The organism is Pseudomonas sp. WS 5027, assembly GCF_012985695.1.
Taxonomy (GTDB): domain Bacteria; phylum Pseudomonadota; class Gammaproteobacteria; order Pseudomonadales; family Pseudomonadaceae; genus Aquipseudomonas; species Aquipseudomonas hygromyciniae.
The window spans coordinates 91,020-117,886 of sequence record NZ_JAAQWU010000021.1; the positions used below are offsets into that span (position 1 = coordinate 91,020).

Genomic DNA, 26,867 nt, shown 5'->3' on the forward strand with positions numbered 1-26,867 from the left:
CGAACCATGAGACCCATTGCCCTGTTGCCCTTGATGTTGGTGGCTTCCCTGACCCAGGCCGCCGAGACGGTGAAAATCTACAACTGGTCGAGTTACATCGCACCCGACACCACCAAGAACTTCCAGAAGGAAACCGGGATCGGTTTCAGCTACGACGTGTACGACAGCAACGAGACCCTGGATGGCAAGTTGATGACCGGCAATTCGGGTTACGACGTGGTCTTCCCGTCCAACCACTTCATGGCCCGGCAGATCCAGGGTGGGGCTCTGAAGAAACTCGACAAGAGCCAGTTGCCTAACTGGAAGAACCTCAACCCGGTGCTGCTCAAGGCCCTGCAAACCAACGACCCGGGCAATGAACACGGCTTCCCGTACCTGTGGGGCAGCACTGGCATCGGCTACAACATCGACAAGGTCAAGGCAGTGCTGGGCGACGACGCGCCGGTGGATTCCTGGGACTTGATCTTCAAGCCCGAGTACATGGAAAAACTCAGCAAATGCGGGGTGGCGATCCTCGACAACGGTCCGGAATTGCTGCCGATCGCCCTGAACTATCTGGGCTTGCCACACCACAGCAAGGACCCTAAGGACTACAAAAAGGCCGAGGCGTTGCTGCTCAAAGTGCGGCCATACATTGCGTACTTCCACTCCTCGAAATACACCGGCGACCTGGCCAACGGCGACATCTGCGTGGCGGTAGGTTTCTCGGGTGACGTGCTGCAGGCCGAAAGCCGGGCCAAGGAAGCCAAGAACGGCGTGAAGATCGGCTACAACATCCCCAAGGAAGGCGCCGCGATCTGGTTCGACATGGTCGCCATGCCCGCCGACGCCCCGGATGAAAAAGCCGGCTATGCCTTCATGAACTACCTGCTGCGCCCCGAGGTGATGGCCGGCATCACCAACTTCGTGCACTACGCCAACGGCAACAGCGCCGCTGACAGCCTGGTGGACCCGGTGATCAAGAGCGACACCAAGGTGTACCCGAGCGAGGAGATGATGGGCAAGCTGTTCGCCCTCGAAGCCATGCCCATGAAGATCGACCGCATTCGCACGCGAATCTGGAACACCATCCGCACCGGACGCTGACCTGGTGGGGGGGCTTGTTGTGGCGAGGGGGCTTGTCCCCCGCTGGGCTGCGCAGCAGCCCCAAAGCCAGCCACCTCGGTGTCTCTGATGAAACTGAGGGGACCTTATTGGGGCTGCTGCGCAGCCCAACGGGGGACAAGCCCCCTCGCCACAAAGGGGAGCTTTAGCAGTCTGAAACCTGTTGTAGACCGCTAGCTTTTTGTGGCGAGCGGGCTTGCCCCGCGTGGGGCGGCAAAGCCGCCCCAACAGCTTCACCCAGTTCTGCCAGGTACACCGAGGTGGCTGGCTTTGGGGCTGCTGCGCAGCCCAGCGGGGGACAAGCCCCCTGGCCACAACCAGGCCTAGGGGTTATCCAGGTCGTGCCCCAGCGATTGGATAAACAACGAAAACAACTCCGGCTGCGACGAGATATCCAGCTTGGCGTAGAGGTGGCGTCGATGCACCTTGACCGTGTCTGGCGAGATGCTCAGGCGTTCGGCCATGGCCTTGGACGAGAACCCGCGCAAGACCAGGCGGGCGATTTCCAGCTCGCGCTCGGACAGCACGCCACTGCCGAAATGGCTCAACGCATCGCGTATCTGGCTGGCCATCGCCTCGCCGGCCGGTGCGCGCTGGGTAATCTGTTGCCAATGCTGCTGCATCAACGGCAGCACCCACGCCGCCAACAGCGTCAGCAGCCCGGTTTCCGTCGCGGTAAATACCCGCTGCATCCCCAATGACAACGACAAAGTGCCTGCCCCAGGCAGTTGCAGGATGAATTGCACTTCATCCTCCAGCACGTTGTCGTGGAAGTAATTGAGGAAATACTCGCTCTGGCGGAAATGGTCCGGCGCCACCTCTTCCAGGCGGTATACGCCACTGGCGTAGCCTTCGCGGCACGCCTGGAAGAACGGGTCGAGCAAGTACAAGCCATTGAGGTACACCAGCATCGACGCCGGTTTGCTGGTGGGTTGCGCGTCGTACTCTTCCAGCGCCTGGGGCGGGCCATCCAGCGGGTAGAAGATCGCCAGGGCGTTATCGAAAGCCAGGTTCTGGTGCAGCAACAGCACCAATTGCTTCCAGAAGCGCTCGGTGCCAATTTGCGACACGGTACGGCCCAGGCCCGCATGCATGCCGATTTCCCGAAACAGGCTCATGTGATGGGTTCCGATGGCTGAAAGATCGGCCAAGAGTTCGGTTTTTACCCTGTCCCGTCAAGGGGAGTACTCCAATAGGGGAATTGGCCGGTGTAGTGGCAACCCCTACATTCCCTGTAGGAGCGAGCTTGCTCGCGAAAAGCCTGAGCGCGCTGCGGTTACCCAGTCAGTACGCGTTTGCGTTGACGTCTTTCGCGAGCAAGCTCGCTCCTACAATAAAAAATAGATCGCCCCTTCTTTTTTCGTTTCTGCCTCAAACCAAGAATAAACAAGAGGATAACGATATGAGCACAACCCCCGCGCCTGACGGCGTGCTGAAACCTACCTTGAGTGTGTTCGATGTGGTGGCCATTACCGTTTCGGCGGTGACCCCGGCCAGTTCCGTGTTTGTCATTGCGCCGTTTGCGATCCAGCAAGCCGGCAGTGGGGTGTTCCTGGCGTTTGTGATGGCCGGGTTACTGGCGCTGATGTTCGCCTTTTGCTACGCCGAACTGGGGCGCGCCCATAACAGCGCGGGTGGCGAGTATGTGTACGCCAAGCGGGTGTTCGGCGGAATGGCGGGCTACGCGACCTTCCTCACCGTACTGGTGATGTTGCTGTTTATCCCGCCGGTACTGGCCACCGGTGCGGCGACGTACCTCAATAATGCCCTGGGCACGAAGTTCGACTCACAAACCGTGGCCCTGGTGATCGTGGTGTGCAGTTACGCCCTGGGCATCCTCAATATCAAGCTCAATGCGTGGATCACCGGCACCTGCCTGTTGCTGGAAGTGGCGGCGTTGCTGGTGATCGTGTTTATCGGCTTTGGCAACCCGGTGCAGCCGGCCAGTGTGCTGTTCCAGCCGCAAATCGTCGAAAACGGCGTATTGCATTTGGCGCCCTGGGCCCTGGTGATCGGCGCCGTGGGCATCGGCCTGTTCTCGTTCAACGGCTATGGCCCGGCGGTGTTGTTGGCCGAAGACATGAAGTGCGGCGGCAAGGGCGTGCACAAGGCGGTGCTGTGGTCCCTGGGCCTGGTGGTGGTGATCGAGTTGGTGCCAATTACCGCACTGTTGATCGGTGCCCCATCCCTCAGTGAGATGATCAGCAGCCCGGATCCCATCGGTTACCTGCTGACCAGTCATGGCAATGAAACCCTGTCGCGCCTGGTCAGTGCCGGGATCTTCCTCTCAGTGTTCAACGCCATCGTTGCCATCGTGATCCAGATCGGCCGGGTCGTGTTCAGCAGTGGCCGCGATGCGCTGTGGACGCCGACCATCAATAAACTCTTCACCCGTATCCACCCGCGCTGGGATTCGCCATGGCTGGCCACGCTGTTCCTGGCGATCCCTTCGGCACTGCTCAGCTTCAGCTCCAACCTGGCGGACCTGACGTCCTTCAGCGTGTTGTTGATCATGCTGGTGTACCTGATCGTCGCCCTGAGTGCGCTGATGAGCCGGGTGCTGCTGCGCGAGCGCGAGCACCCGTACCGCATGCCCCTGTGGCCGGTGCCGGCATTGCTGGCGGTGGCGGGCGCGGGTTATCTGTTGTTTACCTTGTTTATCGCGGCGTCCATGCGCGACATCATGATTATCATCGGCCTGCTGGCCTTGTCGGTGATCCTGTATTGCATCAGCGGCCGGACGAGTCCGGCGTTCCAGAAACTGTAAGGAGTGGTTATGCGCGCACGTCAATTGGGCATTACGTTGGGGCTGGGCACGCCCGGCGAATTGAATGCGATTACCGACGTCCCCGGGGTTCGGGTCGGCCACAGCACGCTCAAGGAGCAGATCGATGGCAAGCAGGTACGCACCGGGGTCACGCTGATTCAGCCGCGGGCCGGTGCTGCGCGGTTGCAGCCGTGTTTTGCCGGGTATCACGTACTCAACGGCAACGGCGACGCCACCGGCCTGGAGTGGATCGGCGAAGCCGGGCTGCTGACTACGCCCCTGGCGATCACCAACACCCACAGCATTGGCATTGTGCGTGACACCCTGATTGCCCTGGAGCGCGACAGCCTGGCAGACCCGGCGGTGTACTGGTGCATGCCGGTGGTGATGGAGACCTATGACGGCCTGCTCAACGATATCTGGGGCCAGCACATCGGCCCGGAGCATGTGCTCCAGGCCATGGCCAGTGCAGAATCCGGCCCGGTGCAGGAAGGCGCTGTGGGCGGCGGCACCGGGATGATCTGCCATGAGTTCAAGGGCGGCATCGGCAGCGCCTCGCGCAAACTGGCGGCGGAGCAGGGTGGCTGGACCGTCGGCGTGCTGGTGCAGGCCAACCACGGCAAGCGCCAGGAACTGCGGGTGGATGGCTACCCGGTGGGGCGGCACTTGATGGAAATTGCCTCGCCGTTTGCCGAGCGTGGCACCCCAGGCATGGGCTCCATCGTGGTGATCATCGCCACCGATGCGCCATTGCTGCCGCACCAGTGCCAGCGCCTGGCGCAACGCGCCTCCATCGGCATTGCCCGTACCGGCGGCGGTACCGAGGACTCCAGTGGCGACCTGTTCCTGGCGTTTGCCACCGGCAACCACGACCTGCCGCCCGCAGATTATGGGCGCAAGGACTTGCCCCTCAGCACGGCGTTGAGCATGGTCAACAATGATCATATTTCACCGTTGTTCAGTGCTGCGGCCGAGGCGGTGGAAGAGGCGATCATCAACGCGATCCTCGCCGGGGAGGACATGACCACCGCCGATGGCGTGCTGGTGCCGGGCCTGGATGGGCAGACGCTGCTGGAGGCAATGCGCCAGACAGGCTGGCGCTAAAGGAGTGAGGCGCGGCTGTGTCTGTGTCTGTGGCGAGCGGGCTTGTTGTGGCGAGCGGGCTTGCCCCGCGCTGGGCTGCGCAGCAGCCCCAATAAGCTCACCGAGTTTAGTCAGGTTAACCGTGGGCGTCGTTCAGGGGCTGCTACGCACCCCAGCGTGGGGCAAGCCCGCTCGCCACAGGATGTATTGTTGTTAATGACACGGTGACACTTTTAAATTGGAGCCCAATCAATTAATTGGATCCATTCAATATTAAAGTGTGACCTGCCTGGCATTTAATCATTTAGCACTATTTAATATTTAAATAACCAACTTTCCGGCATCCCATCTAAAACAAAGAATATAAACACTTATTGCCCAGTGTTTGCAGGCGTTATTCCCTTCGTGCAATTTTCCAGCAAAAAAAATACTGGACGTATGATTTCGAATTGTGTCAGTTTTCTTTCGCCTTCATAAGAGGCGAGTGATAGGACGATCTCGCCAGAGAGCGTCATATCGGACAAAAACTGTTCCACTTGCAAACAAGGAAGTACGTTTATGTCGAAAGTAAAAGACAAAGCTATTGTCTCGGCAGCTCAAGCAAGTAGTGCCTATTCACAAATCGATAGCTTTAGCCATTTGTACGACCGTGGCGGCAACCTCACGGTCAATGGCAAACCTTCGTTCTCTGTCGACCAGGCAGCCGACCATTTGCTGCGCGAAAACGCGGCATACCGGGACGTTGACGGCAACGGCAGAATCGATCTGACCTACACCTTCCTGACCTCGGCTTCCTCGGCAACCATGAACAAGCATGGTATCTCCGGGTTCAGCCAGTTCAGCAACCTGCAAAAAGGTCAGGCCGTACTGGCCATGCAATCCTGGGCCGATGTGGCCAATGTCACCTTCACCGAGAAAGCCTCGGGCGGTGACTTCCACATGACCTTCGGCAACTACAGCGCAGGCCAGGACGGCGCCGCCGCCTTTGCCTACCTGCCCGGCACCAATGAGAAGTACCACACGAGCGGCACGGATGGCACCTCGTGGTACCTGATCAACAACAGCTACACCGCCAACATCAACCCTGGCCTGAACAACTACGGGCGCCAGACCCTGACCCACGAGATCGGCCATACCCTGGGCCTGGATCACCCTGGCGACTACAACGCCGGGACCGGCAACCCGTCTTACAAAGATGCGGACTACGGCCAGGACACTCGTGGCTACAGCGTGATGAGCTACTGGGGTGAAAACAACACCAACCAGAACTTCACCAAAGGCGGGGTAGAGGCCTATGCGTCCGGCCCGCTGATCGATGATATCGCGGCGATCCAGAAGCTCTACGGTGCCAACTACAACACCCGTGCCGGTGACACCACCTACGGTTTCAACTCCAACACCGGGCGTGATCACCTCAGCGCCACTTCCAATGCCGACAAGCTGGTGTTCTCGGTGTGGGACGGTGGCGGCAACGACACCCTGGACTTCTCCGGCTTTACCCAGAACCAGAAAATCAACCTCAACGAGACGTCGTTCTCCGACGTGGGCGGCCTGGTGGGTAACGTGTCGATTGCCCAGGGCGTGACCGTGGAAAACGCCTTTGGGGGTTCGGGCAACGACCTGCTGATCGGCAACGCAGTGGCCAACACCCTCAAGGGTGGTGCCGGTAACGACCTGATCTACGGCGGTGGCGGGGCCGACAAACTGTGGGGCGGCGCGGGCTCGGACACCTTTGTGTTCGGTGCCAGCTCCGATTCCCGGCCAGGTGCGGCGGACCAGATCCTTGACTTCACCTCGGGTTCGGACAAGATCGACCTGACCGGCATCACCAAAGGCGGTGGCCTGCATTTCGTCAACGCCTTTACTGGTGCTGCCGGTGATGCCGTGCTGACCTACGCCTCGGGTACCAACCTGGGCACGCTGGCGGTGGACTTTTCCGGGCACGGCGTGGCGGATTTCTTCGTCACCACCGTAGGCCAGGCGGCCTATAGCGACATCGTGGCTTGATCAAGGCGTAGCACCTGCGGTGAGCGGGTTTGTTGTTGTGGGTGGCCTTGTTGTGGCAATGGGGCGTGTTGTAGCAATGGGGCTTGTTGTGGCGAGGGGGCTTGTCCCCCGTTGGACTGCGTAGCAGTCCCATTTTCTAGGGCCGCTTCGCGCCCCAGCGCGGGGCAAGCCCGCTCGCCACAACAAGCCCCGCTCGCCACAACAAGCCCCGTTCACCACAACAGCCTCGCTCATCGCAAACAGGTAATGGTGATGACTATTTTTCGTAACGCAACCGCCTGGTTGATCCCGGCGTTGCTCGTGTCGGCAGGAGCCCACGCAATGGCAAGCAGCCTTGTTTTACCCAGCACCGATCAACTGGCTGGACACTGGCAACTGCGCCAGCAAGAGCAGGTCTGCGATCTGTATCTGATCGACCAACCCAACAGCCTGGCCGGTAATATTGATTGTGCGCAACAGTGGCTGGGGCAAAAACCCCTGACCTGGTTGCCCACCCCGGATGGTATCTGGCTGATGAATGCCGAGGGCACCGGTATAACCCATTTGAATCGGCAGAAAGAAGGCGAATATACCGCGCGTTCTGCTTCTGGATTAGAGCTGTTACTGCAACGCACACAGTAATCAAGTAATGCGGTTATAGGCTTATAACTGCAAGATATAGATGTATTTGTTGGTCGCGACCTATATCGGCCTGTCACTTCCAACATATCAAGCACTATTGAAATAGTTGCCCGCCCCCTTGTTTGGGGCGCTCGGCAGACTATTGCGCGTATTTCAGCTCAGGGAAGATCAGGCAACATGGCGAAGACCACTCCCACTGCACCACTGTTTAAAGCCCTCGGCGATTATAAAAGTATCCTGATCAGCGTCGGTTGCTTCACTGCGTTGATCAATCTGCTGATGCTGGTGCCGTCCATTTATATGCTGCAAGTCTATGACCGGGTACTGTCATCGCAGAACGAAACCACCTTGGTGATGTTGACCCTGATGGTGGTGGGGTTCTTCGCCTTTATCGGCACCCTGGAAGTGGTGCGCAGCTTTATCGTGATCCGCATCGGCAGCCAGTTGGAGCGCCGGTTCAACCTGCAGGTCTACAAGGCCGCCTTCGAGCGCAATCTGCAGCGGGGCGAAGGTCACGCCGGGCAATCCTTGGGGGATTTGACCCATATCCGCCAGTTCCTCACCGGGCCTGCGTTGTTTGCGTTCTTCGATGCGCCTTGGTTCCCGATCTATTTGCTGGTGATCTTCCTGTTCAACGTCTGGCTGGGGGTGCTGGCCACCGCCGGCGCCGTGCTGTTGATTGCGCTGGCATGCCTTAACGAATACCTCACCAAAAAGCCGTTGCGCGAAGCCAGCGGCTACTCGCAACAGTCCACCCAATTGGCCACCAGCCACTTGCACAACGCCGAGACCATCCAGGCCATGGGCATGCTGGGGGCGCTACGCGGTCGTTGGTTCCAGGTGCATTCGCAGTTTCTCGGCCTGCAGAACCAGGCCAGTGACACCGGTTCGGTGATCAGCTCCTTGAGCAAATCCTTGCGTCTGCTCCTGCAATCGTTGGTGTTGGGGCTGGGCGCGTTGTTGGTAATCAAGGGCCAGATGACGGCGGGGATGATGATTGCCGGGACCATTCTGATGGGGCGGGTGCTCAGCCCGATCGACCAGTTGATCGCAGTGTGGAAGCAATGGAGCTCGGCCAAGCTGGCCTACCAGCGCTTGGATGAGCTGTTGCAGGCCTTCCCGCCCGGGGCGCAGGCCATGGCGCTGCCGCCGCCCAAGGGCCAGGTGAGTTTCGAGCAGGTCAGCGCCGGCCCTCCGGGGCGGCGGGTGGCGACCTTGCATCAGGTCAGCTTCAACCTCGCGGCCGGTGAAGTGTTGGGGGTATTGGGGGCGTCCGGGTCCGGCAAATCGACCCTGGCGCGGGTGCTGGTGGGCGTATGGCCAACCCTGGCTGGCACGGTGCGCCTGGACGGTGCCGATATCCATCGCTGGGACCGCGACGACCTCGGCCCCCATATCGGTTACTTGCCCCAGGACATCGAACTGTTCAGCGGCAGCATCGCCGACAACATCGCGCGTTTTCGCCAGGCTGACCCTGAGCAGGTGGTGCACGCCGCCCAGCAAGCTGGGGTGCACGACCTGATTCTGCGCTTGCCCCAAGGCTACGACACGGTGTTGGGCGACGACGGCAGCGGCCTGTCCGGTGGGCAGAAACAACGGGTGGCCCTGGCCCGCGCGCTGTATGGCGGGCCGCGCCTGATCGTACTGGACGAACCCAATTCCAACCTCGACACCGTGGGCGAGGCCGCTTTGGCCAGCGCCATCATGCAGATGAAAGCCCAGGGCAGCAGCGTGATCCTGGTCACCCACCGCTCTTCGGCGCTGGCCCAGGCCGACAAGCTGCTGGTGCTCAACGAAGGCCGCCTGCAAGCGTTTGGCCCCAGCCAGGAGGTGCTGCGGGCGCTGTCCGGGCAAGCGGAGCCACCCCGTGAAAAGGCCGGCGTCAGCTTGAACCGTCAATATCCTGCGGCAAGGAATCCAGGCCAATGAGTACCGAGAGCAGCCTGCAACCAGAGCAGACCTTTCCCGAGCGCGATGCGCGCTTTTTCTCCCGCTTGGGCTGGGTGATGACGGTGGTCGGCGCCGGGGGATTCTTCCTCTGGGCCAGCCTGGCGCCGCTGGACCAGGGGATCCCGGTGCAGGGCACAGTGGTGGTGTCCGGCAAGCGCAAGGCCGTGCAAACCCTGAGCCCCGGCGTGGTCAGCCGGATCCTGGTGCGCGAAGGCGAGGTGGTCAAACAGGGCCAACCGCTGTTTCGCCTCGACCAGACCCAAAGCCAGGCCGACGTGCATTCCCTGCAAGCCCAATACCGCATGGCCTGGGCCAGCGTCGCCCGTTGGCAGAGCGAGCGCGATAACTTGCCGGCGGTGGTCTTTCCCGCTGAACTGAGTAGCGCCGCCGATCCTGCGCTGGCCCTGGTACTTGAAGGCCAGCGCCAACTGTTCAGCAGTCGGCGTGATGCCTTTGCCCGCGAGCAATCGGGGATTCGCGCCAGCATCGAAGGCGCCAGCGCCCAACTCAACGGCATGCGCCGCGCCCGCACCGATCTGAGCGCCCAGGCGCAATCGCTGCGTGATCAACTGGCCAACCTGCAACCCTTGGCCGACAACGGCTATATCCCGCGCAACCGCCTGCTGGAATACCAGCGCCAACTGTCCCAGGTGCAGCAGGACCTGGCGCAGAACAGCGGCGAAAGCGGGCGCCTGGAGCAGGGCATTCTCGAGTCGCGCCTCAAGTTGCAACAGCACAGCGAGGAATACCAGAAGGAAGTCCGCAGCCAACTGGCCGACGCGCAGCTACGCAGCCTGACCCTGGAGCAGCAGTTGACCTCCGCCGGCTTTGACCTGCAACACAGTGAAATCAACGCGCCGGCCGATGGCATCGCAGTCAACCTCGGGGTGCATACCGAGGGTGCCGTGGTGCGAGCCGGGGAAACGCTGCTGGAAATCGTGCCCCAGGACACGCGCCTGGAAGTGGAAGGGCGTTTGCCGGTGAACCTGGTGGACAAGGTCGGCAGCCATCTGCCCGTGGACATTCTGTTCACCGCCTTCAATCAGAGCCGCACGCCTCGGGTGCCGGGAGAAGTGAGCCTGATCTCCGCCGACCAGTTGCTCGATGAAAAAACCGGTATGCCGTATTACGTGCTGCGCACCACGGTCAGCGATGCCTCCCTGGAAAAACTCCAGGGCCTGGTGATCAAGCCGGGCATGCCTGCCGAGATGTTTGTGCGTACCGGCGAACGCTCGTTGCTCAACTACCTGTTCAAGCCGCTGCTCGACCGTGCCGGCTCGGCGTTGACCGAGGAATGAGCATGAAACCACTGTTCATCGCCTTGCTCCTCGCCTGCAGCAGCGCCCAGGCCGCCATGGGCCCGTTCGATGTGTATGAACTGGCGCTGCGAAACGATCCAGTGTTCCTCGGTGCGATCAAGGAGCGTGACGCCGGCCTGGAAAGCCGCACCATTGGCCGCGCCGGCCTGTTGCCCCGGCTGTCGTACAACTACAACAAGGGTCGCAACAACTCCCAGGCCAACCTGCCAGATGGCCGTGGTGGCCACTATCACGACGATCGCAACTACAACAGCTTCGGCTCGACCTTCACCCTGCAACAGCCACTGTTCGACTACGAAGCCTATGCCAACTACCGCAAGGGCGTGGCCCAGGCGCTGTTTGCCGACGAGAGTTTTCGCGACAAAAGCCAGGCACTGTTGGTGCGGGTGCTGACGTATTACACCCAGGCCCTGTTCGCCCAGGACCAGATCGATATCGCCCGGGCCAAAAAGAAAGCCTACGAGCAGCAGTTCCAGCAGAACCAGCACCTGTTCCAGCAAGGCGAGGGCACCCGTACCGACATTCTGGAGGCCGAATCTCGTTATGAACTGGCGACCGCCGAAGAAATCCAGGCGCTTGACGAGCAGGACGCGTCACTGCGCGAACTGGGCGCATTGCTTGGCGTACAGAGCGTCGATATCGCCGACCTGGCGCCACTGAGCCGCGACTTTGCCGCCTTCACCCTGGCCCCGGCCAACTACGACAGCTGGCACGAACTGGCGCTGACCAACAACCCGACCCTGGCCTCCCAGCGCCAGGCCGTGGAAGTGGCGCGCTATGAAGTGGAACGCAACCGCGCCGGGCACCTGCCGCGGATCACTGCGTATGCCAGTTCGCGCCAGCAGGAATCCGACAGCGGCAACACCTACAACCAGCGCTACGACACCAACACCATCGGCATTGAAGTCAGCGTGCCGCTGTATGCCGGGGGTGGCGTATCGGCGTCCACCCGCCAGGCCAGTCGCTCCATGGAGCAGGCCGAGTACGAACTGGAGGGCAAGACCCGCGAGACCCTGATCGAGTTGCGACGCCAGTTCAGTGCCTGCCTGTCGGGGGTCAGCAAGCTGCGCGCCTATCAAAAGGCCCTGGCCTCGGCCGAAGCGCTGGTGGTCTCGACCAAGCAAAGCATCCTCGGCGGCGAGCGCGTCAATCTCGATGCCCTCAACGCCGAGCAGCAGCTGTACAGCACCCGCCGCGACCTGGCCCAGGCCCGTTACGACTACCTGATGGCCTGGACCAAGTTGCATTACTACGCGGGCAACCTGCGCGACACCGACCTGGCCAAGGTCGACGAAGCCTTCGGCCCAGCCCCGCGCTGAATAAAAAACACAAGAAAAGTGAGGACGGTCACCGTGAACGCGAAACAACGAGGCTATCACTGCGTCATGCTGTGTGGGCTGGCCAGCCTGGGCACTGCCCAGGCCGCGCCCTATGTGGAAACCGGCAAGCCGGGCGACCCCGCCAGTTGGCGCTCGGCGGAGTATCAAAGGGACTGGGGCCTGGGGCGCATGCAGGCCGATCAAGCCTATGCGGCGGGTATCAGCGGTGCCGGGGTCAAGATTGGCGCCCTGGACTCGGGCTTCGATGCCAGCCACCCCGAAGCGTCCCCGGAGCGCTTTCACCCGGTGACCGCCAACGGCACCTATGTGGATGGCAGCCCGTTCTCCACCACCGGTGCGCTGAACCCCAACAACGACTCCCACGGCACCCACGTCACCGGCACCATGGCCGCTGCGCGTGATGGCATCGGCATGCATGGCGTGGCCTACAACGCGCAGCTCTATGTGGGCAATACCAACGCCAACGACAGCTTTCTGTTTGGCCCGACGCCCGATCCCCTGTATTTCAAGGCGGTGTACAGCGCCATGGTCGATTCCGGGGTGCGTGCGATCAACAACAGCTGGGGCAGCCAGCCCAAGGATGTCAGCTACCAGACCCTGGGCGACCTGCACGCGGCCTACGCCCAACACTTCAACCAGGGTACCTGGCTGGACGCCGCTGCCGATGTGGCCCGGGCCGGGGTGATCAATGTGTTCAGCGCCGGCAACAGCGGCTACGCCAACGCCAGCGTGCGTTCAGCCTTGCCGTACTTTGAACCGGAACTGGAAGGCCATTGGCTGGCGGTGTCGGGCCTGGACCAGGCCAATAACCAGAAGTACAACCAGTGTGGCATCGCCAAGTATTGGTGCATCTCCACCCCCGGCGCGAAGATCGACAGCACCATTCCCGGCGGCGGTTACGCGGTCAAATCCGGCACCTCGATGTCGGCCCCCCATGCCACGGGCGCCTTGGCGCTGGTGATGGAGCGCTACCCGTACTTGAACAACGAGCAGGCCTTGCAGGTGTTGCTGACAACGGCCACGCAACTGGATGGTTCGCTGACGCAGGCGCCGACGGCCAAAGTCGGTTGGGGCGTGCCGGACCTTGGCCGGGCGATGCATGGGCCGGGGCAGTTGCTCGGCCCCATGGACGTCAACCTGGCCGCCGGGCAGGGCGATGTATGGAGCAATGGCATCTCCGACCAGACGCTGCTGCAGCGCCAGGCCGAAGACCGCGCCGAACACCTGGCATGGCAACAGACCTTGCAGGACAAGGGCTGGGGAAATGGCATCGGCGCCGGCGCCAGCCAGCAGGAACAGACGGACTACGCGGTGGGCATGGCCCGTGATGCGGCTGGCGCCCTGCGTGTGTATCAAGGCAGCCTGATCAAGTCCGGCGGCGGCAGCCTGGTGCTCAGTGGCGACAGCACTTATCGCGGCCCGACCACGGTCAATGGTGGTGTGTTGAAGGTTGATGGTTCGTTGACCTCGGCGGTCACGCTCAACAATGGCGGGACCTTGGGCGGCTCCGGACGCATTGGCGCGTTGCAGGCCAATAGCGGCAGTGTGGTGGCGCCGGGCAACTCCATCGGCACCTTGAACGTGAGCGGCGATGTGAACTTCAACGCCGGCTCCACCTATGCCGTGGAGCTGTCGAACACCAGCAGTGATCGCATCGTTGCCGACGGCAGAGCGACCCTCAACGGCGGCACCGTGACCCTGGCCCTGGAAAACAGTCCGACCCTGCTCAGTCAGCCCCAGGCGCAAAGCCTGATCGGTCGCCAGTACACCATTTTGCAGGCGGCGGGCGGTGTCACCGGCAGTTTTGCTGCGGTAATGCCCAACTACCTTTTTCTCGGTGGCGACCTCGATTACACCGGCAACGGCGTGCAACTGGCGATCGCCCGCAATGATGCGAGCTTTGCCAGCGTCGCGGCGACCCGCAACCAGCGCGCCGTGGCCGCGGCTGCCGAGCAGTTGGGGGCTGGCAACCCAGTGTATGAAAGCGTGCTGAGTAGCGATTCCAGCGTGGTTGCCCGCCAGGCCTTCCAGCAGTTGTCTGGCGAGATCTACCCGGCGGTGGGCGCGATGTTGATCAACGACAGCCGCCATGTACGCGATGCCGTCGGTGAGCGCCTGCGCCATGTGCCTGCTACGGGCGAAAGCAACCTCTGGATCAAGGCCCTCGGTGCCTGGGGCAAGGCCGACAGCCGCAGCGAATATGCCGGTTACACCCGCTCTATCGGCGGGATGTTGCTGGGTGTCGATGGCCAGTGGGACGAGCAGACCCGTGTGGGTGTGATGGCGGGCTATAGCGACAGTTCGCTGAATATGGGCGATGGCACGCATTCGTCGGCCGATGTCGACAGCTATCACCTGGGCACCTATGCCGGGCGTGAGCTGGGTAACTGGCGCGTCAGCCTGGGCGGTGCCTACAGCTGGCATCGCGGCGATGTGCAGCGCGACCTGCAATACGCTGACGTCAGCGCCAAGCAAAAAACCAAACTGGATGCGCGCAGCCTTCAGGTGTTCAGCGAGGCGGCCTATCGCCTGGACCTGCAAGCGCTGGCCCTGGAACCGTTCGCCAACCTGGCCTACGTACACCTGGACAGCGAACGATTCCATGAAAAAGGCGATGGCGCAGCCCTGCAACGCGGCAGTGATCGGCGCGACGCCACCCTCGGCACCCTGGGCCTGCGCGCCCTCAAAACCCTGTCTTTGAATGACCAGCAGCAAGTAGAAATCTCCGGATCCCTGGGCTGGCAGCACAGCTTTACACCGGTTGAGTCCGAGGAACATCTGGCTTTTGTCGCTGGCGGCCCCTCGTTTGCCGTGCGCAGCACACCGTTGCAGCGCGACGCCGCGCTGGTGGGCTTGAAGGCCAGCCTGGCATTGAGTGACACCACGCGGGTCAACCTCGATTACAGCGGCCAACTGGGCGCGAAGGAAAACAACCAAGGGGTGGGGCTGAGCCTCGACTGGCAGTTCTGAATCGGCGCCAACAACAAGAACAACAAACGCAACAAAACTAAGGAAGGTCACCGTGAACGCAAAACAACGAGGGTTTCACTCCGCCATCCCAACAGGCCCGGGCTACCCGCTCAAAGCCTTGAGTCGCGTGCCATACGGCGCGTTGCTGTGTTGCCTGGCCAGCCTGGGTACCGCCCAGGCCGCACCCTACGTCGAAACCGGCAAACTGGGGGATGTCGCCAGTTGGCGCAGCAATGAATTCAAGGCCGACTGGGGCCTGGGGGCGGTGAATGCCGATGTGGCGTATGCCGCCGGTTACAGTGGCAAGGGCGTGAAGCTGGGGATTTTCGACCAGCCGGTATATGCCCTGCATCCCGAGTTCTCCAGCCCGGGCAAGGTGCAGGCCCTGGTCACTGAAGGGATCCGCCAATACACCGACCCCTATATCCCAGTGAAGGCCGGTGACCCGTTCCGCTATGACGGCACACCGTCCCTGGGCTCCAACGGCAAGCTGGGCGACCACGGCACCCATGTCGGTGGCATTGCTGCCGGCGATCGCAACGGCGGGCCGATGCACGGCGTGGCCTATAACGCGCAGATCCTCAGTGCCGAGAACGGCGACCCGGGCCCCGAAGACGGGATCATCCTGGGCAACGACGGTGCGGTGTACCAGGCCGGCTGGGACAGCCTGGTGGCCAACGGCGCACGCATCATCAACAACAGCTGGGGCATCGGCATTGGCGATCAGTTTGCCAAGGGCGGCAAGGATCCAGCGTTCCCCCATTTCGGCCTGAGCGACGCGCAGGCCCAGTTCGACCAGATCAAGCCGTTGTTGGGCACCGCGCCAGGTGGCGCTTACACCGGGGCGATCAACGCGGCGCGCAGCGGGGTGCTGACAATCTTCGCGGCCGGCAACGACTACAACCTGAACAACCCCGATGCAATTTCCGGTCTGGCGTACTTCGTACCGGAAATCACGCCCAATTGGCTGTCGGTGGCGGCATTGCAACGCAACCCGGACACCAACAGCCCCAACCCTTACGTGATCAGCACGTTCTCGTCCCGTTGCGGCTATGCCGCCAGCTTCTGTGTGTCGGCACCCGGCACGGCCATCTACAGCTCGGTGATGGTGGGCACCACGGTCGATAACATGACCCTGGGCTGGAACAATAAAAACGGCACGTCCATGGCCGCTCCCCACGTGGCAGGCGCCGCCGCCGTGTTGATGGAGCGTTTCCCGTATATGAGCGGCGAGCAGATTTCCACGCTGCTCAAGACCACCGCGACCGACCTGGGGGCGCCGGGCATCGACGCGCTATACGGTTGGGGCATGATCAACCTGGGCAAGGCGGTCAGCGGGCCGGGTATGTTTGTCACCGCCGAGGACATTCCGGCCGAATTCCGCATCGATGGTGGCTACGGCAGCGGCCAGTTTGTCGCGGACTTGCCGGGGGTAGGGGCGGTGGTCGACGCCGGCAAGCCCACCCAGCGCCTGTGTGACGATGTGCACTGCGGGCGGGATGTGTGGAGCAATGACATTTCCGGTCATGGTGGCCTGACCAAGCAAGGCATCGGTACGCTGGTGCTGACCGGCAACAACACCTACAGCGGGCCCACCCTGGTCAATCAAGGCCTGCTGGCGGTCAATGGCTCGCTGGCATCGCAGGTCACTGTGAGCAACAGCGGCGTGTTGGGCGGCTCCGGCAGCATCGGCGCGCTGCACGCGAAAAACGGCGGTACGGTAGCGCCGGGCAACTCCATCGGCACGTTGAACGTGGCCGGGGATGTCAACTTCGACGCCGGTTCCACCTATGCGGTAGAGCTGTCCAATAGCAGCAGTGACCGTATCGTCGCCGGTGGCAAGGCCACCCTCAACGGCGGCACCGTGACCCTGGCCCTGGAAAACAGCCCGACCTTGCTCAGCCAGCCCGAGGCGCAAAGCCTGATCGGTCGCCAGTACAACATCCTGCAGGCGGCCGGGGGAGTTACCGGCAGCTTCGCGCAGGTGTTGCCTAACTACCTGTTTGTGGGCGGCAACCTGAACTATGGCGCCAACGGTGTGCAACTGGATGTCGCGCGTACAGCCACCAGTTTCGCCAGTGTGGCGGCAACCGATAACCAACGCGCCGTGGCAGGCGCTGCCGAGCAACTGGGCGCGGGTAATGGCGTCTATGAAAGCCTGCTGCTGGCGCCGAGTGCAGCCTCGGCGCAAGGGGCGTTCCAACAGTTGTCGGGGGAAATCTACCCGGCCCTGGAAACCGCGCTGGTCAATGACAACCGCTACCTGCGCGAAGCGGTGGGCGAGCGTCTACAGCAGGGTGAAATGGGCGCCTCACCACAAACCATCGACACGCGCGGCAACGTCTGGGTCAAGGCCCTTGGCGCCTGGGGTAAAACCGACAGCAGCAGCGATACGGCGGGCTACACCACTTCCATCGGCGGATTGCTCGCGGGTGTGGACGGTGCACTGGATGAAGACACACGCCTGGGGCTGGTCGCCGGCTACAGCGATACCTCGCTGAACATGGGCGATGGCACCCATTCGCGGGCATCGGTGGACAGCTACCACTTCGGCGCCTATGCCGGGCACGAAATCGGCGCCTGGCGCCTGAGCGGCGGGGCGACCTATAGCTGGCATCGCGCCGATGTAAAGCGTGAGCTGCAATACGGCGAAGTCGCCGGCAAGCAAAAAGCCAAGGTCGATGCCCGTAGCACCCAGCTCTTCACCGAAGCGGCTTACCGCCTGAACCTGCAACCGCTGGCGCTGGAGCCGTTCGCCAACCTGGCCTATGTGCACTTGGACAGCGACGGCTTCAGCGAGAAAGGCGATGCGGCGGCGCTCAAGGGCGGCGCTGACACCCGCGACCTGGTGCTCAGCACCCTCGGCGTGCGTGCCTTGAAGACCTTCAACCTCACCGACCATCAGGCTCTGGACGTTTCCGGCACCCTGGGTTGGCAGCACAACCTCAGCGCCACCGATTCCGAGCGCCACCTGGCGTTTGCCTCGGGCAGCACCGCGTTTGCCGTGCAAAGCGCGCCAATGGTGCGCGATGCCGCATTGGTCGGCGCACGGGCCAGCCTGGCCTTAAGCAAGGATGCGCGGCTGAACTTTGACTACAACGGCCTGCTGGCCAGCAAGGAGAAAATCCATGGCGTGGGCTTGAGCCTCGACTGGGCGTTCTAGACCCTGAAGATCCAAAAATGTGGGAGCAGCTGCACACTCTGGCTCTGCTGTTGCTGTTGCTCAGCTTTTGATCTGGCTTTTGATCTTAGGCGCCCCGTCAAACCACGCTGGCCGCAGGCAGGTATTGCGCAGTGGGCACCCCGGCAGGATGCCGGGGTAGCCGCGACACGGCCATGGATGGCCGATCGCGGCGGGCCCACGGAGCAATGCCTGACTGCGGGCATGCCGAGCCTAGGCGAGGCACCGAGTGGTGGGGCAAGAGCGTTTTGCTTACTTTTGCGCTCTACAAAAGTGAGCCGCCGTAAGGGCGGAACCAATAGCCGCCGTAACCGCAGCAACGGATATGTACACCCCCCCAAAAACCATCAAAGAGTTGTGCAGATACATGGCCATCGCGGGCAAGTCGCACCGCAGCCCCCACTATTACCGCATTCCAGCTGTCTTGGCTTTCTCGACAATTCCAACAAAAGAGAGGCAATACCATGGGTGTCTATGACTACAAAAACCTAACCACCGAAGACTCCAAAGCCCTGTTCGCCGACGCCATGGCGATCACGTTGTACTCCTACCACAACCTGGATAACGGCTTTGCCGTGGGGTATCAGCAAAACGGCTTCGGCCTGGGCTTGCCGGCCACCCTGGTGCAGGCGTTGCTGGGCAGCACCGATTCCCAGGGCGTGATCCCCGGCATCCCGTGGAACCCGGACTCGGAAAAGGCCGCCCTCGACGCGGTACAAAAGGCCGGTTGGACGCCCATCAGCGCCAGCACCCTGGACTACGGCGGCAAGGTCGATGCCCGAGGCACCTTCTTTGGCGAGAAAGCCGGTTACACCAGTGCCCAGGTCGAGGTCCTGGGCAAATACGATGACGCCGGCAAACTGCTGGAAATCGGCATCGCCTTCCGTGGCACATCGGGCCCCAGGGAGAACCTGATTGTCGACTCTATCGGCGATGTGATCAGTGACTTACTGGCCGCCTTCGGCCCGGCGGACTATGCAAAAAACTACGCGGGCGAGGCGTTTGGCACCTTGCTGGGCAAAGTCGCCGCGTATGCCAGCGCGCAGGGGCTGACCGGCCAGGATGTTCTGGTCAGCGGCCATAGCCTCGGTGGCCTGGCGGTCAATAGCATGGCGGATTTGAGCAACCACACCTGGGCGGGGTTCTACCAGGACGCCAACTATGTGGCCTACGCCTCGCCGACCCAGAGCAGCGGCGATAAGGTGCTGAACATCGGCTATGAAAACGACCCGGTTTATCGCGCCCTCGACGGTTCGTCGTTCAAGCTGTCGTCCCTGGGCGTGCACGACCAACCGCACGCATCCAGCGCCGATAACATCGTTAGCTTCAACGACCATTACGCCTCGACGCTGTGGAACATCCTGCCGTTTTCTATCCTCAACCTGCCGACGTGGATCTCCCATTTACCCACGGGTTATGGCGATGGCATGAGCCGCATCCTTGAGTCGAAGTTCTATGAACTGACCAGCCGCGACTCGACGATCGTCGTCGCCAATCTTTCCGACCCGGCCCGCGCTAACACCTGGGTGCAGGACCTCAATCGCAACGCCGAAGCCCACCAGGGCAGCACGTTCATTATCGGCAGCAACGGCAATGACCTGATCCAGGGCGGCCGGGGCAACGATTACCTGGAAGGCCGTGCAGGCAACGATACTTTTCGTGATGGCGGTGGCTACAACATCCTGCTCGGTGGCAAGGGGTTCAACACCCTGGACTTGCAGCAGTCGTTGAAAAACGTCGAGGTGGCCAACGATGGCGCGGGCACCCTGTATATCCGCGACGGCCAAGGCGGCATCAGCCTGACCCGCGACATGGGCGCGCTAGTGAGCAAGGAAAGCTATCTGTTGCTGTTGAGCAAGGATGTGACCCACAGCGTGACCGACAAAGGGCTGCTGGCGGGCAAGGACCTGACGGCCTACGCCGCGTCGCTCAAGGGCGATGCCGGTGCCAATGTGCTCAAGGCTGGGGATGGCGGGGAGTGGCTGTTTGGTCTGGAGGGCAATGACCACCTGATTGGCGGCAAGGGCAATGATGTGCTGGTGGGCGGCGCCGGCAATGACCTGCTGGAAGCGGGCGGTGGGCGCAATACCTTCCTGTTCGACGGCGACTTCGGCCAGGACCGGATCCTGGGCTATCAGTCGACGGACAAGCTGGTGTTCATGGGTGTGGCGGGGGTGGACGAGCAGTACAACTACCTCGACCATGCCAAGGCCGTGGGCGGCGATACGCTGCTGACATTCGGCGATAACTCGGTGACGCTGGTGGGAGTAGGGCTTGGTAGCCTGTCGGCGCAGGCGTTCGTCATCACTTAAAACAAACAGTAGGAGCCGGCAAGCCGGCTCCTACTGTGTTCGGTCAGTCTTCCTTGCGCACCGTCGCGACATCCGCCGCCTTGACCCGTACGCGCTTGCCGGCGATATCGGTAAATTCGTAAAAACCATCAGGCGTCTTGGCATTCGGCGTGTCCGTAGTCAGGTACTGAGTACCGTTCTGCAAGGTCACGACGGTCGGCGTCGAGCAACCGGCCAATGCCAGAAACGTCATCACAGCCAGCGGCAGGCCCCAGTTCTTCATGTTCATAACCCTTACTCTCATCCTTCGAAAACCCCGTGCTCAACGGCTGCGGGCAACAAATGTTACGCGGATCCACCCCCATCTGATCACTTTTATACAAAAAGTTGCGTGCGCCACTGATCTATTAGCGATTGCAACGCAGGCCTGGCGACGGCACTCTGTATGCATAACCAGTGTTTGCCCAAGTGCCCGTCATGTCCAACCCCCTCGAAGACCCGTTCTACTACCTGCATAACTTCCAGCAAGTGCTCGACTGGCTCGGGCAGCGCTATGCCGACGTGCTGGATGATGAAGAACAGCGTTTCATTGCGCAGTTCAGGCATTTGCCGCAACCGGCCCAAGCGTTGCTGGTGCGCATGGTGATGCGTAAGGGCGTGCATTTTCGTGCGAGCAAGCTCAATTACGTCGAGATCGGCCCGGCTGATTTGGCCGTACAGCCGTTGCTGGCCCAGGGTTGGGTCAGTGAACAGGGCCTGCTGTCGATTGAAGAGGTGTGGGGGCAATTGCAAAAAGGCGAGGTCCTGCAGGCGTTCAAGGCCTGGATCGAGCTGCCCAGGGGCAAGAAATCCGATTGGTTACCCGGCTTATCGACGCGGTTTACCGAGCCACGGACGTTTGCACAGTGGTGCCCGGAGTTGGACGAGCGCCTTTACAGCCTGACGGTGATGGACCTGTGTGACCGCCTGCGCCTGATGTTCTTCGGCAACCTGTACCAGGACTGGTCGGAGTTTGTACTGGCGGACCTGGGGATCTACACCTACGAGAAGGTCGAGTTCTGTGCCGAGTCCCGGGGGCTGCGCCATCGTGACGATGTGTCTGGCCTGCTGTTCCTGCATCAATGCCAGCAGGCCTTCGAGGCGGGCGAACCGCTGGAAGAAGTGCTGGCGCAGATTGCCACGCTGAGCACCGATAACCCCTGGCTGGAGAAACGTCGGGCCAAGCTGCTGTTCCAGGTTGGCCAGCATTGCGAACGGCTTGCTGAACTGGCCCTGGCCGAGGTGATCTATCGCGAGTGTGCCTATCCCGGCGCCCGCGCACGGCTGATCCGGGTGCTCGAGCGTCAGGAGCATTTCGCCCAGGCAATGGTCCTGGCCCTGGAGGCCCAGGCCGCGCCACAAAGCGCGGCCGAGCAGCAGCACCTGTTGCGGGTCCTGCCGCGGTTGCGGCGCAAGCTGGGCGAGCCGGCGCAGCCCAAGCCCAAACCCCAGGTGATCCAGCGCCTGGACCTGGAACTGCCATTCCCGGAACCGGTGGCCGCCGTCGAGTTCTGCGTGCAGGCGCATCTGGGGGATGAAGCGGGGCCGGTGCACTACGTCGAGAACACCCTGATCAACTCGCTGTTCGGCCTGTTGTGCTGGCCGGCGATCTTCGCGCCGTTGCCTGGCTCGTTCTTTCACCCGTTCCAGCGCGGGCCGGTGGATTTGCACAGTGAAGACTTCCAGCAGCGCCGCGCCGACCTGTTCGCCGCCTGCCTGGACCAACTGCATGACCAGCGCTACAAAACCACGATCCGCCAGCGCTACGCCGAAAAGTGGGGGATTCAATCGCCCTTTGTGTTCTGGAATGTGTTGAGCGAAGAGTTGCTCGACCAGGCGCTCGATTGCCTGCCTGCCGCGCACCTGCGGCATTGGTTCGACCGACTGTTGCTGGATATCCGCGCCAATCGTGCCGGCATGCCGGATCTGATCCAGTTCTGGCCGGCGCAAAAAACCTACCGCATGATCGAAGTCAAAGGCCCGGGCGACCGCCTGCAGGACAACCAACTGCGCTGGCTGGAGTTCTGCAGCGAGCACCAGATGCCGGTCACCGTGTGTTATGTCCGTTGGGCGGAGCAGGGCGCTTGAGCTACACCGTCGCCGTCCGGGCATTGTGCGAGTTTACCGCCAAGGTGGGTGACCTCGACCTGCGGTTCACCCCCTCACCCAGTGCCCAGGAAGGCATGCTTGGCCACCGTACAGTGGCCTCGCGCCGCAGCGCCCACTACCAGAGCGAAGTGGCTCTGGAGGGCATTTACCAGCAATTGACCGTACGCGGCCGCGCCGATGGCTATGATCCGGATCGCAATGTGCTGGAAGAGGTCAAGACCTACCGTGGCGACCTGGATGCCCAACCGGCCAACCATCGCCAACTGCACTGGGCCCAGGCCAAGGTCTATGGCTGGCTGATGTGCAGCAAGCTGGGGTTGCCCGAGATCGGGCTGGCGCTGGTGTATTTCGATATCGTCAGCGAGCGCGAAACCGTGATCAACCAAGTGTGTGCGGTTGATGACCTGGAGGCGTTCTTCAATCGCCAGTGTGCGTTGTTTCTCGGCTGGGCCGAGCAGCAGGCGCAACGGCGACTGGCCCGCGACGCCGGCGCCACCGCCCTGGCTTTTCCCCACGCGACCTTTCGCCTGGGCCAGCGTACCCTCGCCGAATCGGTGTACAAGGCCGTCAGCACCGGGCGCTGCCTGATGGCGCAGGCGCCCACGGGGATCGGCAAGACCATTGGCACGGTGTTTCCGATGCTCAAGGCCATGGCGCCGCAGCAGTTGGACAAGCTGTTCTTTCTGACGGCCAAGACCCCTGGCCGCAAACTGGCGCTGGACGCGGTGCAGATACTGCACGCCAGTGCCGACCTGCCGTTGCACGTGCTGGAGCTGGTGGCACGGGACAAGGCCTGCGAGCACCTGGACAAAGCCTGTCACGGTGACTCCTGCCCGCTGGCCAAGGGCTTTTATGATCGCCTGCCGGCCGCGCGCGAGGCGGCCGCCAAGGTACGGTTGTTGGACCAACGCAATCTACGCGCGGTGGCACTGGCCCATGGGGTGTGCCCGTATTACTTGAGCCAGGAAATGGCCCGCTGGTGCGACATGGTGGTCGCCGACTACAACTATTACTTCGATTTTGGCGCGATGCTGTTTGGCCTGGCCCAGCTCAACCAATGGCGGGTCGCGGTGCTGGTGGACGAAGCCCATAACCTGGTGGAGCGGGGCCGGGCGATGTACAGCGCCGATCTTGATCAGTTTGCCCTGAAGACCTTGCGCGATACCGCCCCCGAGCCGTTGAAAAAACCGTTGCAGCGGCTCAACCGTGAATGGAATGCGCTGCACAAGGAGCAGGTCACGGTGTATCAGGCCTATGCCAGCAAACCGGACAAGCTGTTGCAGGCCCTGGCCCTGTGTACCAGTGCCATGGGCGAGTATTTCAACGATCACCCCCAGGCGCTTACGGGCGAGCTGCAAGGCTTTTACTTCGAGGCGTTGCAGTTCGCCAAGGTGGCGGAGCTGTTCAATGAGCAGTTTATTTTTGATATCAGCCAGCGCGACCCGCAGGCCAAGCGGCGTTTCTCACGCTTGAGCCTGCGTAACGTGGTGCCGGCCGAATTTATCCGCCCGCGCTTGACCGCGGCCCGTAGCAGCGTGCTGTTTTCTGCGACCCTGAGCCCCCGGCATTACTATGCCGACCTGCTGGGCCTGCCGGCGGATACTGCGTGGGTCGACGTGGAATCGCCCTTCGATGCCGCACAGTTGCAAGTGCGCATCATCGACCGCATCTCCACGCGCTTTGTGCATCGCGAAGCGTCCCTGGCGCCCATCGTCGCGTTGATCGCCGAGCAGTTCGAACGTACGCCGGGCAACTACCTGGCGTTTTTCAGCAGCTTCGATTACCAGCAGCAAGTGGCGCAGTTGCTGGCTGAGCGGCATCCGTCGATTCCTACCTGGCATCAATCACGGGGCATGGCCGAGGTCGAACGCCAGGCCTTCCTTGACCAGTTCACCCAGCACAGCCAGGGCGTGGGGTTTGCCGTGCTGGGCGGGGCGTTCGGCGAGGGTATCGACTTGCCTGGCGCACGCCTGATTGGGGCGTTTATCGCCACCCTGGGCCTGGCGCAACTCAACCCGGTCAACGAGCAGATGAAACTGCGCATGGGCGCGATGTTCGGGGCGGGGTATGACTACACCTACCTGTATCCCGGGATCCAGAAGGTGGTACAGGCGGCAGGCCGGGTGATTCGCACCCAGCAGGACCAAGGGGTGGTGATGCTGATCGATGACCGTTTTGCCGAACCCAAGGTACGGCCATTGCTGCCGCGCTGGTGGGCGGTGACCTGAGGTATTTGCCCCATCAATGATGCTGGCACAGGTGGCACCCCTGGGGCAGTCTGCAGCAATCCCCTGATGGAGCGGTGCGATGAACGCTATCGAACAACAGACGATCGATGTCAACGGCATTCAATTGAGCTTGCATATCGCCGGCCCCGAGAGTGGCCCACCGGTGTGGCTGCTCCATGGCTTTCCCGAATGCTGGCACTCCTGGCGCCAGCAGATCCCCGTGCTGGCAGCCGCGGGGTATCGCGTATTTGTGCCTGAAATGCGGGGCTATGGGCACAGCAGCGCGCCTGCCGAGATTGCCGACTACGACCTGTTGACCCTGTGCGCGGATATCCAGGGGGCCATGGACCTGTTCGGTCACCACCGGGTAACGATGGTTGGCCATGACTGGGGTGCAGTGGTGGCCTGGCACCTGGCGTTGCTGGAACCAGAACGCATCAGCGCCCTGGTCACGATGTCGGTGCCCTTCGCCGGTCGCTCCCGCAGACCGGTGATCGAGATCATGCGCGAGCTGTATGCCGACCGGTTCAACTACATCCTTTACTTCCAGCAACCCGGCGTGGCGGAGCAGGAGCTGGAAGCCGATATCGAACGCACCTTGCGTCTGTTCATGCAGGATCAGGATGTATTCCTGCAACAAAAGCCGGCCACCGCCACCTTGCTGGAAGGCGTCGCGTCGCCGGGTGCCTTGCCGGCCTGGTGCAGCCAGTATGATCTGGATATCTATGTGCAAACCTTTACCGATGGCTTTCGCGGGCCGCTGAACTGGTATCGCAACTTCGAGCGCAACTGGCAGCGCACCGAGTTTCTGGCGGGCCGGCAGGTGTTGCAGCCGACATTGTTCCTGATCGGCGACCGCGACCCGGTGGGGGTGTTTGAGGCGCATACGCTCAAGCGCATGCCCGAGGTGGTGCCACAGTTGGAGCAGCATGTCCTGGCCAACTGCGGGCACTGGATCCAGGTGGAGCAGAGCGCGCAGGTCAACGCCCGGCTGCTGGAGTTCCTGCAGCGTTAGCCCTTGGCCTTGGCCAGCAAAGGCGCCAGGCGTCGGCCCATTTCCTCACCTAGGGCCTGGAGGCCGCTCAAGGGGCGGACCATTACTTCAAATTCGATGATCTTCCCCTCTTCGTTGAAGCGGATCAGGTCGATGCCCTTGAGCTGTTTGTCGCCCACTCGCGCGCTGAACTCGAGTACCACACTGTGGCCGTCGGCGCTGGCCAGTTCACGGTGGTACTGGAAGTCCTCAAACACGGTAAACACGGTGTTGAGGATCATCGATACGACGGCGGCGCCGGGGTAGGGGGTGTGGGCCATCGGCGAGCGAAACACCGCCTCCGGCGCCAGGAGTTCGGGCAGGGCTTTGAGGTTGTCAGTGGCCAGCATGGTGTGCCAGCGTTGCAGGGTGTGGGCAGCCCCAGGGGATAATTGCAGAGCTTCGGACATGGTCTGTACCTGTTCTTATGAGTGTTGAGCAACCATAAGAGCAGCTGCGAGGTGGGATCAATGATCCAAACTGACAGTTATATGGCTGGAGCAAACAGCAGAGTTGTGTGGGCTTGCTCGCGATGGGCATGAGTATCTGCACAACTCGTTCTTCTGGGTATGTGTACATATCCGTTGCTGCGGTCATGGCGGCTTAGGGTTCCGCCCTGACGGCGGGTCACTTTGGAAAAGCCCCAAAGTAACCAAAAGGCTCTTGCCCCACCACTCGGTGCCTCGCCTAGGCTCGGCATGCCCGCAGTCAGGCATTGCTCCGTGGGCCCGCCGCGATCGGCCATCCATGGCCGTGTCGCGGCTACCCCGGCATCCTGCCGGGGTGCCCACTGCGCAATACCTGCCTGCGGCCATCGTGGTTTGA

The 26,867-nt window shown here is 61.9% G+C and carries 17 protein-coding genes; 14 read left to right on the forward strand and 3 right to left on the reverse strand.

All coding sequences use genetic code 11. The features are described from left to right. The first annotated feature begins 6 nt into the window (after positions 1 to 6). Positions 7 to 1,086 carry a polyamine ABC transporter substrate-binding protein gene (locus HBO09_RS23000; RefSeq protein WP_169997369.1) on the forward strand — a complete coding sequence of 360 codons (1,080 nt, stop codon included), beginning with the start codon at positions 7 to 9 and terminating at the stop codon, positions 1,084 to 1,086. Between the two features lie 341 nt (positions 1,087 to 1,427). On the opposite strand, the gene HBO09_RS23005 is transcribed toward HBO09_RS23000, so the two are convergent. Further along, positions 1,428 to 2,222 (reverse strand): helix-turn-helix transcriptional regulator, encoded by a 795-nt coding sequence (locus HBO09_RS23005; protein WP_169997367.1) that lies wholly within the window; start codon positions 2,220 to 2,222, stop codon positions 1,428 to 1,430. A gap of 284 nt (positions 2,223 to 2,506) precedes the next feature. On the opposite strand from HBO09_RS23005, the gene HBO09_RS23010 reads away from it, so the two are divergent. From HBO09_RS23010 to HBO09_RS23055, 10 genes are all read left to right on the forward strand, one after another. After that, positions 2,507 to 3,871: an APC family permease gene (locus HBO09_RS23010; protein ID WP_169997365.1), complete on the forward strand. Its 1,365-nt coding sequence runs from the start codon at positions 2,507 to 2,509 to the stop codon at positions 3,869 to 3,871. Between the two features lie 9 nt (positions 3,872 to 3,880). Continuing rightward, on the forward strand, positions 3,881 to 4,975 hold the full coding sequence (locus HBO09_RS23015; protein WP_169997363.1) for a P1 family peptidase: 1,095 nt from the start codon (positions 3,881 to 3,883) through the stop codon (positions 4,973 to 4,975). 537 nt (positions 4,976 to 5,512) lie between these two features. Next, on the forward strand, positions 5,513 to 6,961 hold the full coding sequence (locus HBO09_RS23020) for a serralysin family metalloprotease (protein ID WP_169997361.1): 1,449 nt from the start codon (positions 5,513 to 5,515) through the stop codon (positions 6,959 to 6,961). A gap of 252 nt (positions 6,962 to 7,213) precedes the next feature. Continuing rightward, complete coding sequence (locus HBO09_RS23025) at positions 7,214 to 7,582, forward strand: AprI/Inh family metalloprotease inhibitor (RefSeq protein ID WP_169997359.1); 369 nt, start codon at positions 7,214 to 7,216, stop codon at positions 7,580 to 7,582. A 177-nt stretch (positions 7,583 to 7,759) separates the two neighbouring features. Beyond that, complete coding sequence (locus HBO09_RS23030; protein WP_169997357.1) at positions 7,760 to 9,511, forward strand: type I secretion system permease/ATPase; 1,752 nt, start codon at positions 7,760 to 7,762, stop codon at positions 9,509 to 9,511. Then, complete coding sequence (locus HBO09_RS23035; RefSeq protein ID WP_169997355.1) at positions 9,508 to 10,830, forward strand: HlyD family type I secretion periplasmic adaptor subunit; 1,323 nt, start codon at positions 9,508 to 9,510, stop codon at positions 10,828 to 10,830. Before HBO09_RS23030 ends, HBO09_RS23035 begins: the two co-directional genes overlap by 4 nt. Before the next feature lie 2 nt (positions 10,831 to 10,832). After that, on the forward strand, positions 10,833 to 12,170 hold the full coding sequence (locus HBO09_RS23040; RefSeq protein ID WP_169997353.1) for a TolC family outer membrane protein: 1,338 nt from the start codon (positions 10,833 to 10,835) through the stop codon (positions 12,168 to 12,170). 66 nt (positions 12,171 to 12,236) lie between these two features. After that, positions 12,237 to 15,161 (forward strand): autotransporter serine protease, encoded by a 2,925-nt coding sequence (locus HBO09_RS23045; RefSeq protein ID WP_169997507.1) that lies wholly within the window; start codon positions 12,237 to 12,239, stop codon positions 15,159 to 15,161. An 85-nt stretch (positions 15,162 to 15,246) separates the two neighbouring features. Then, positions 15,247 to 18,324 carry an autotransporter domain-containing protein gene (locus HBO09_RS23050; RefSeq protein WP_346266441.1) on the forward strand — a complete coding sequence of 1,026 codons (3,078 nt, stop codon included), beginning with the start codon at positions 15,247 to 15,249 and terminating at the stop codon, positions 18,322 to 18,324. Between the two features lie 482 nt (positions 18,325 to 18,806). Continuing rightward, positions 18,807 to 20,654, forward strand: a complete 1,848-nt coding sequence (locus HBO09_RS23055) for a polyurethanase (RefSeq protein WP_169995586.1) — start codon at positions 18,807 to 18,809, stop codon at positions 20,652 to 20,654. Between the two features lie 43 nt (positions 20,655 to 20,697). On the opposite strand, the gene HBO09_RS23060 is transcribed toward HBO09_RS23055, so the two are convergent. Further along, a complete protein-coding gene (locus HBO09_RS23060; protein WP_169995584.1) occupies positions 20,698 to 20,922 on the reverse strand; it encodes a YgdI/YgdR family lipoprotein in 225 nt (74 codons plus the stop codon). Between the two features lie 188 nt (positions 20,923 to 21,110). On the opposite strand from HBO09_RS23060, the gene HBO09_RS23065 reads away from it, so the two are divergent. The 3 genes from HBO09_RS23065 (at position 21,111) to HBO09_RS23075 (ending at position 26,024) form a co-directional block, all read left to right on the forward strand. Further along, positions 21,111 to 22,760 carry a VRR-NUC domain-containing protein gene (locus HBO09_RS23065; protein ID WP_169995582.1) on the forward strand — a complete coding sequence of 550 codons (1,650 nt, stop codon included), beginning with the start codon at positions 21,111 to 21,113 and terminating at the stop codon, positions 22,758 to 22,760. Beyond that, the gene (locus HBO09_RS23070; protein ID WP_169995580.1) at positions 22,757 to 25,009 is read left to right on the forward strand and encodes an ATP-dependent DNA helicase; all 2,253 of its coding nucleotides are present in this window, start codon (positions 22,757 to 22,759) and stop codon (positions 25,007 to 25,009) included. Before HBO09_RS23065 ends, HBO09_RS23070 begins: the two co-directional genes overlap by 4 nt. A gap of 79 nt (positions 25,010 to 25,088) precedes the next feature. Further along, the gene (locus HBO09_RS23075) at positions 25,089 to 26,024 is read left to right on the forward strand and encodes an alpha/beta hydrolase (RefSeq protein ID WP_169995577.1); all 936 of its coding nucleotides are present in this window, start codon (positions 25,089 to 25,091) and stop codon (positions 26,022 to 26,024) included. On the opposite strand, the gene HBO09_RS23080 is transcribed toward HBO09_RS23075, so the two are convergent. Next, complete coding sequence (locus HBO09_RS23080; RefSeq protein ID WP_169995575.1) at positions 26,021 to 26,452, reverse strand: nuclear transport factor 2 family protein; 432 nt, start codon at positions 26,450 to 26,452, stop codon at positions 26,021 to 26,023. The two genes, HBO09_RS23075 and HBO09_RS23080, sit on opposite strands and share 4 nt — an antisense overlap. Positions 26,453 to 26,867 lie beyond the last annotated feature (415 nt).

What these genes read in the sequence shown, in the direction of transcription:
- HBO09_RS23000 (WP_169997369.1), top strand. Translation starts at nt 7, where the DNA reads ATGAGACCCATTGCCCTGTTGCCCTTGATGTTGGTGGCTTCCCTGACC.
- HBO09_RS23005 (WP_169997367.1), bottom strand. Translation starts at nt 2,222, where the DNA reads ATGAGCCTGTTTCGGGAAATCGGCATGCATGCGGGCCTGGGCCGTACC.
- HBO09_RS23010 (WP_169997365.1), top strand. Translation starts at nt 2,507, where the DNA reads ATGAGCACAACCCCCGCGCCTGACGGCGTGCTGAAACCTACCTTGAGT.
- HBO09_RS23015 (WP_169997363.1), top strand. Translation starts at nt 3,881, where the DNA reads ATGCGCGCACGTCAATTGGGCATTACGTTGGGGCTGGGCACGCCCGGC.
- HBO09_RS23020 (WP_169997361.1), top strand. Translation starts at nt 5,513, where the DNA reads ATGTCGAAAGTAAAAGACAAAGCTATTGTCTCGGCAGCTCAAGCAAGT.
- HBO09_RS23025 (WP_169997359.1), top strand. Translation starts at nt 7,214, where the DNA reads ATGACTATTTTTCGTAACGCAACCGCCTGGTTGATCCCGGCGTTGCTC.
- HBO09_RS23030 (WP_169997357.1), top strand. Translation starts at nt 7,760, where the DNA reads ATGGCGAAGACCACTCCCACTGCACCACTGTTTAAAGCCCTCGGCGAT.
- HBO09_RS23035 (WP_169997355.1), top strand. Translation starts at nt 9,508, where the DNA reads ATGAGTACCGAGAGCAGCCTGCAACCAGAGCAGACCTTTCCCGAGCGC.
- HBO09_RS23040 (WP_169997353.1), top strand. Translation starts at nt 10,833, where the DNA reads ATGAAACCACTGTTCATCGCCTTGCTCCTCGCCTGCAGCAGCGCCCAG.
- HBO09_RS23045 (WP_169997507.1), top strand. Translation starts at nt 12,237, where the DNA reads ATGCTGTGTGGGCTGGCCAGCCTGGGCACTGCCCAGGCCGCGCCCTAT.
- HBO09_RS23055 (WP_169995586.1), top strand. Translation starts at nt 18,807, where the DNA reads ATGGGTGTCTATGACTACAAAAACCTAACCACCGAAGACTCCAAAGCC.
- HBO09_RS23060 (WP_169995584.1), bottom strand. Translation starts at nt 20,922, where the DNA reads ATGAACATGAAGAACTGGGGCCTGCCGCTGGCTGTGATGACGTTTCTG.
- HBO09_RS23065 (WP_169995582.1), top strand. Translation starts at nt 21,111, where the DNA reads ATGTCCAACCCCCTCGAAGACCCGTTCTACTACCTGCATAACTTCCAG.
- HBO09_RS23075 (WP_169995577.1), top strand. Translation starts at nt 25,089, where the DNA reads ATGAACGCTATCGAACAACAGACGATCGATGTCAACGGCATTCAATTG.
- HBO09_RS23080 (WP_169995575.1), bottom strand. Translation starts at nt 26,452, where the DNA reads ATGTCCGAAGCTCTGCAATTATCCCCTGGGGCTGCCCACACCCTGCAA.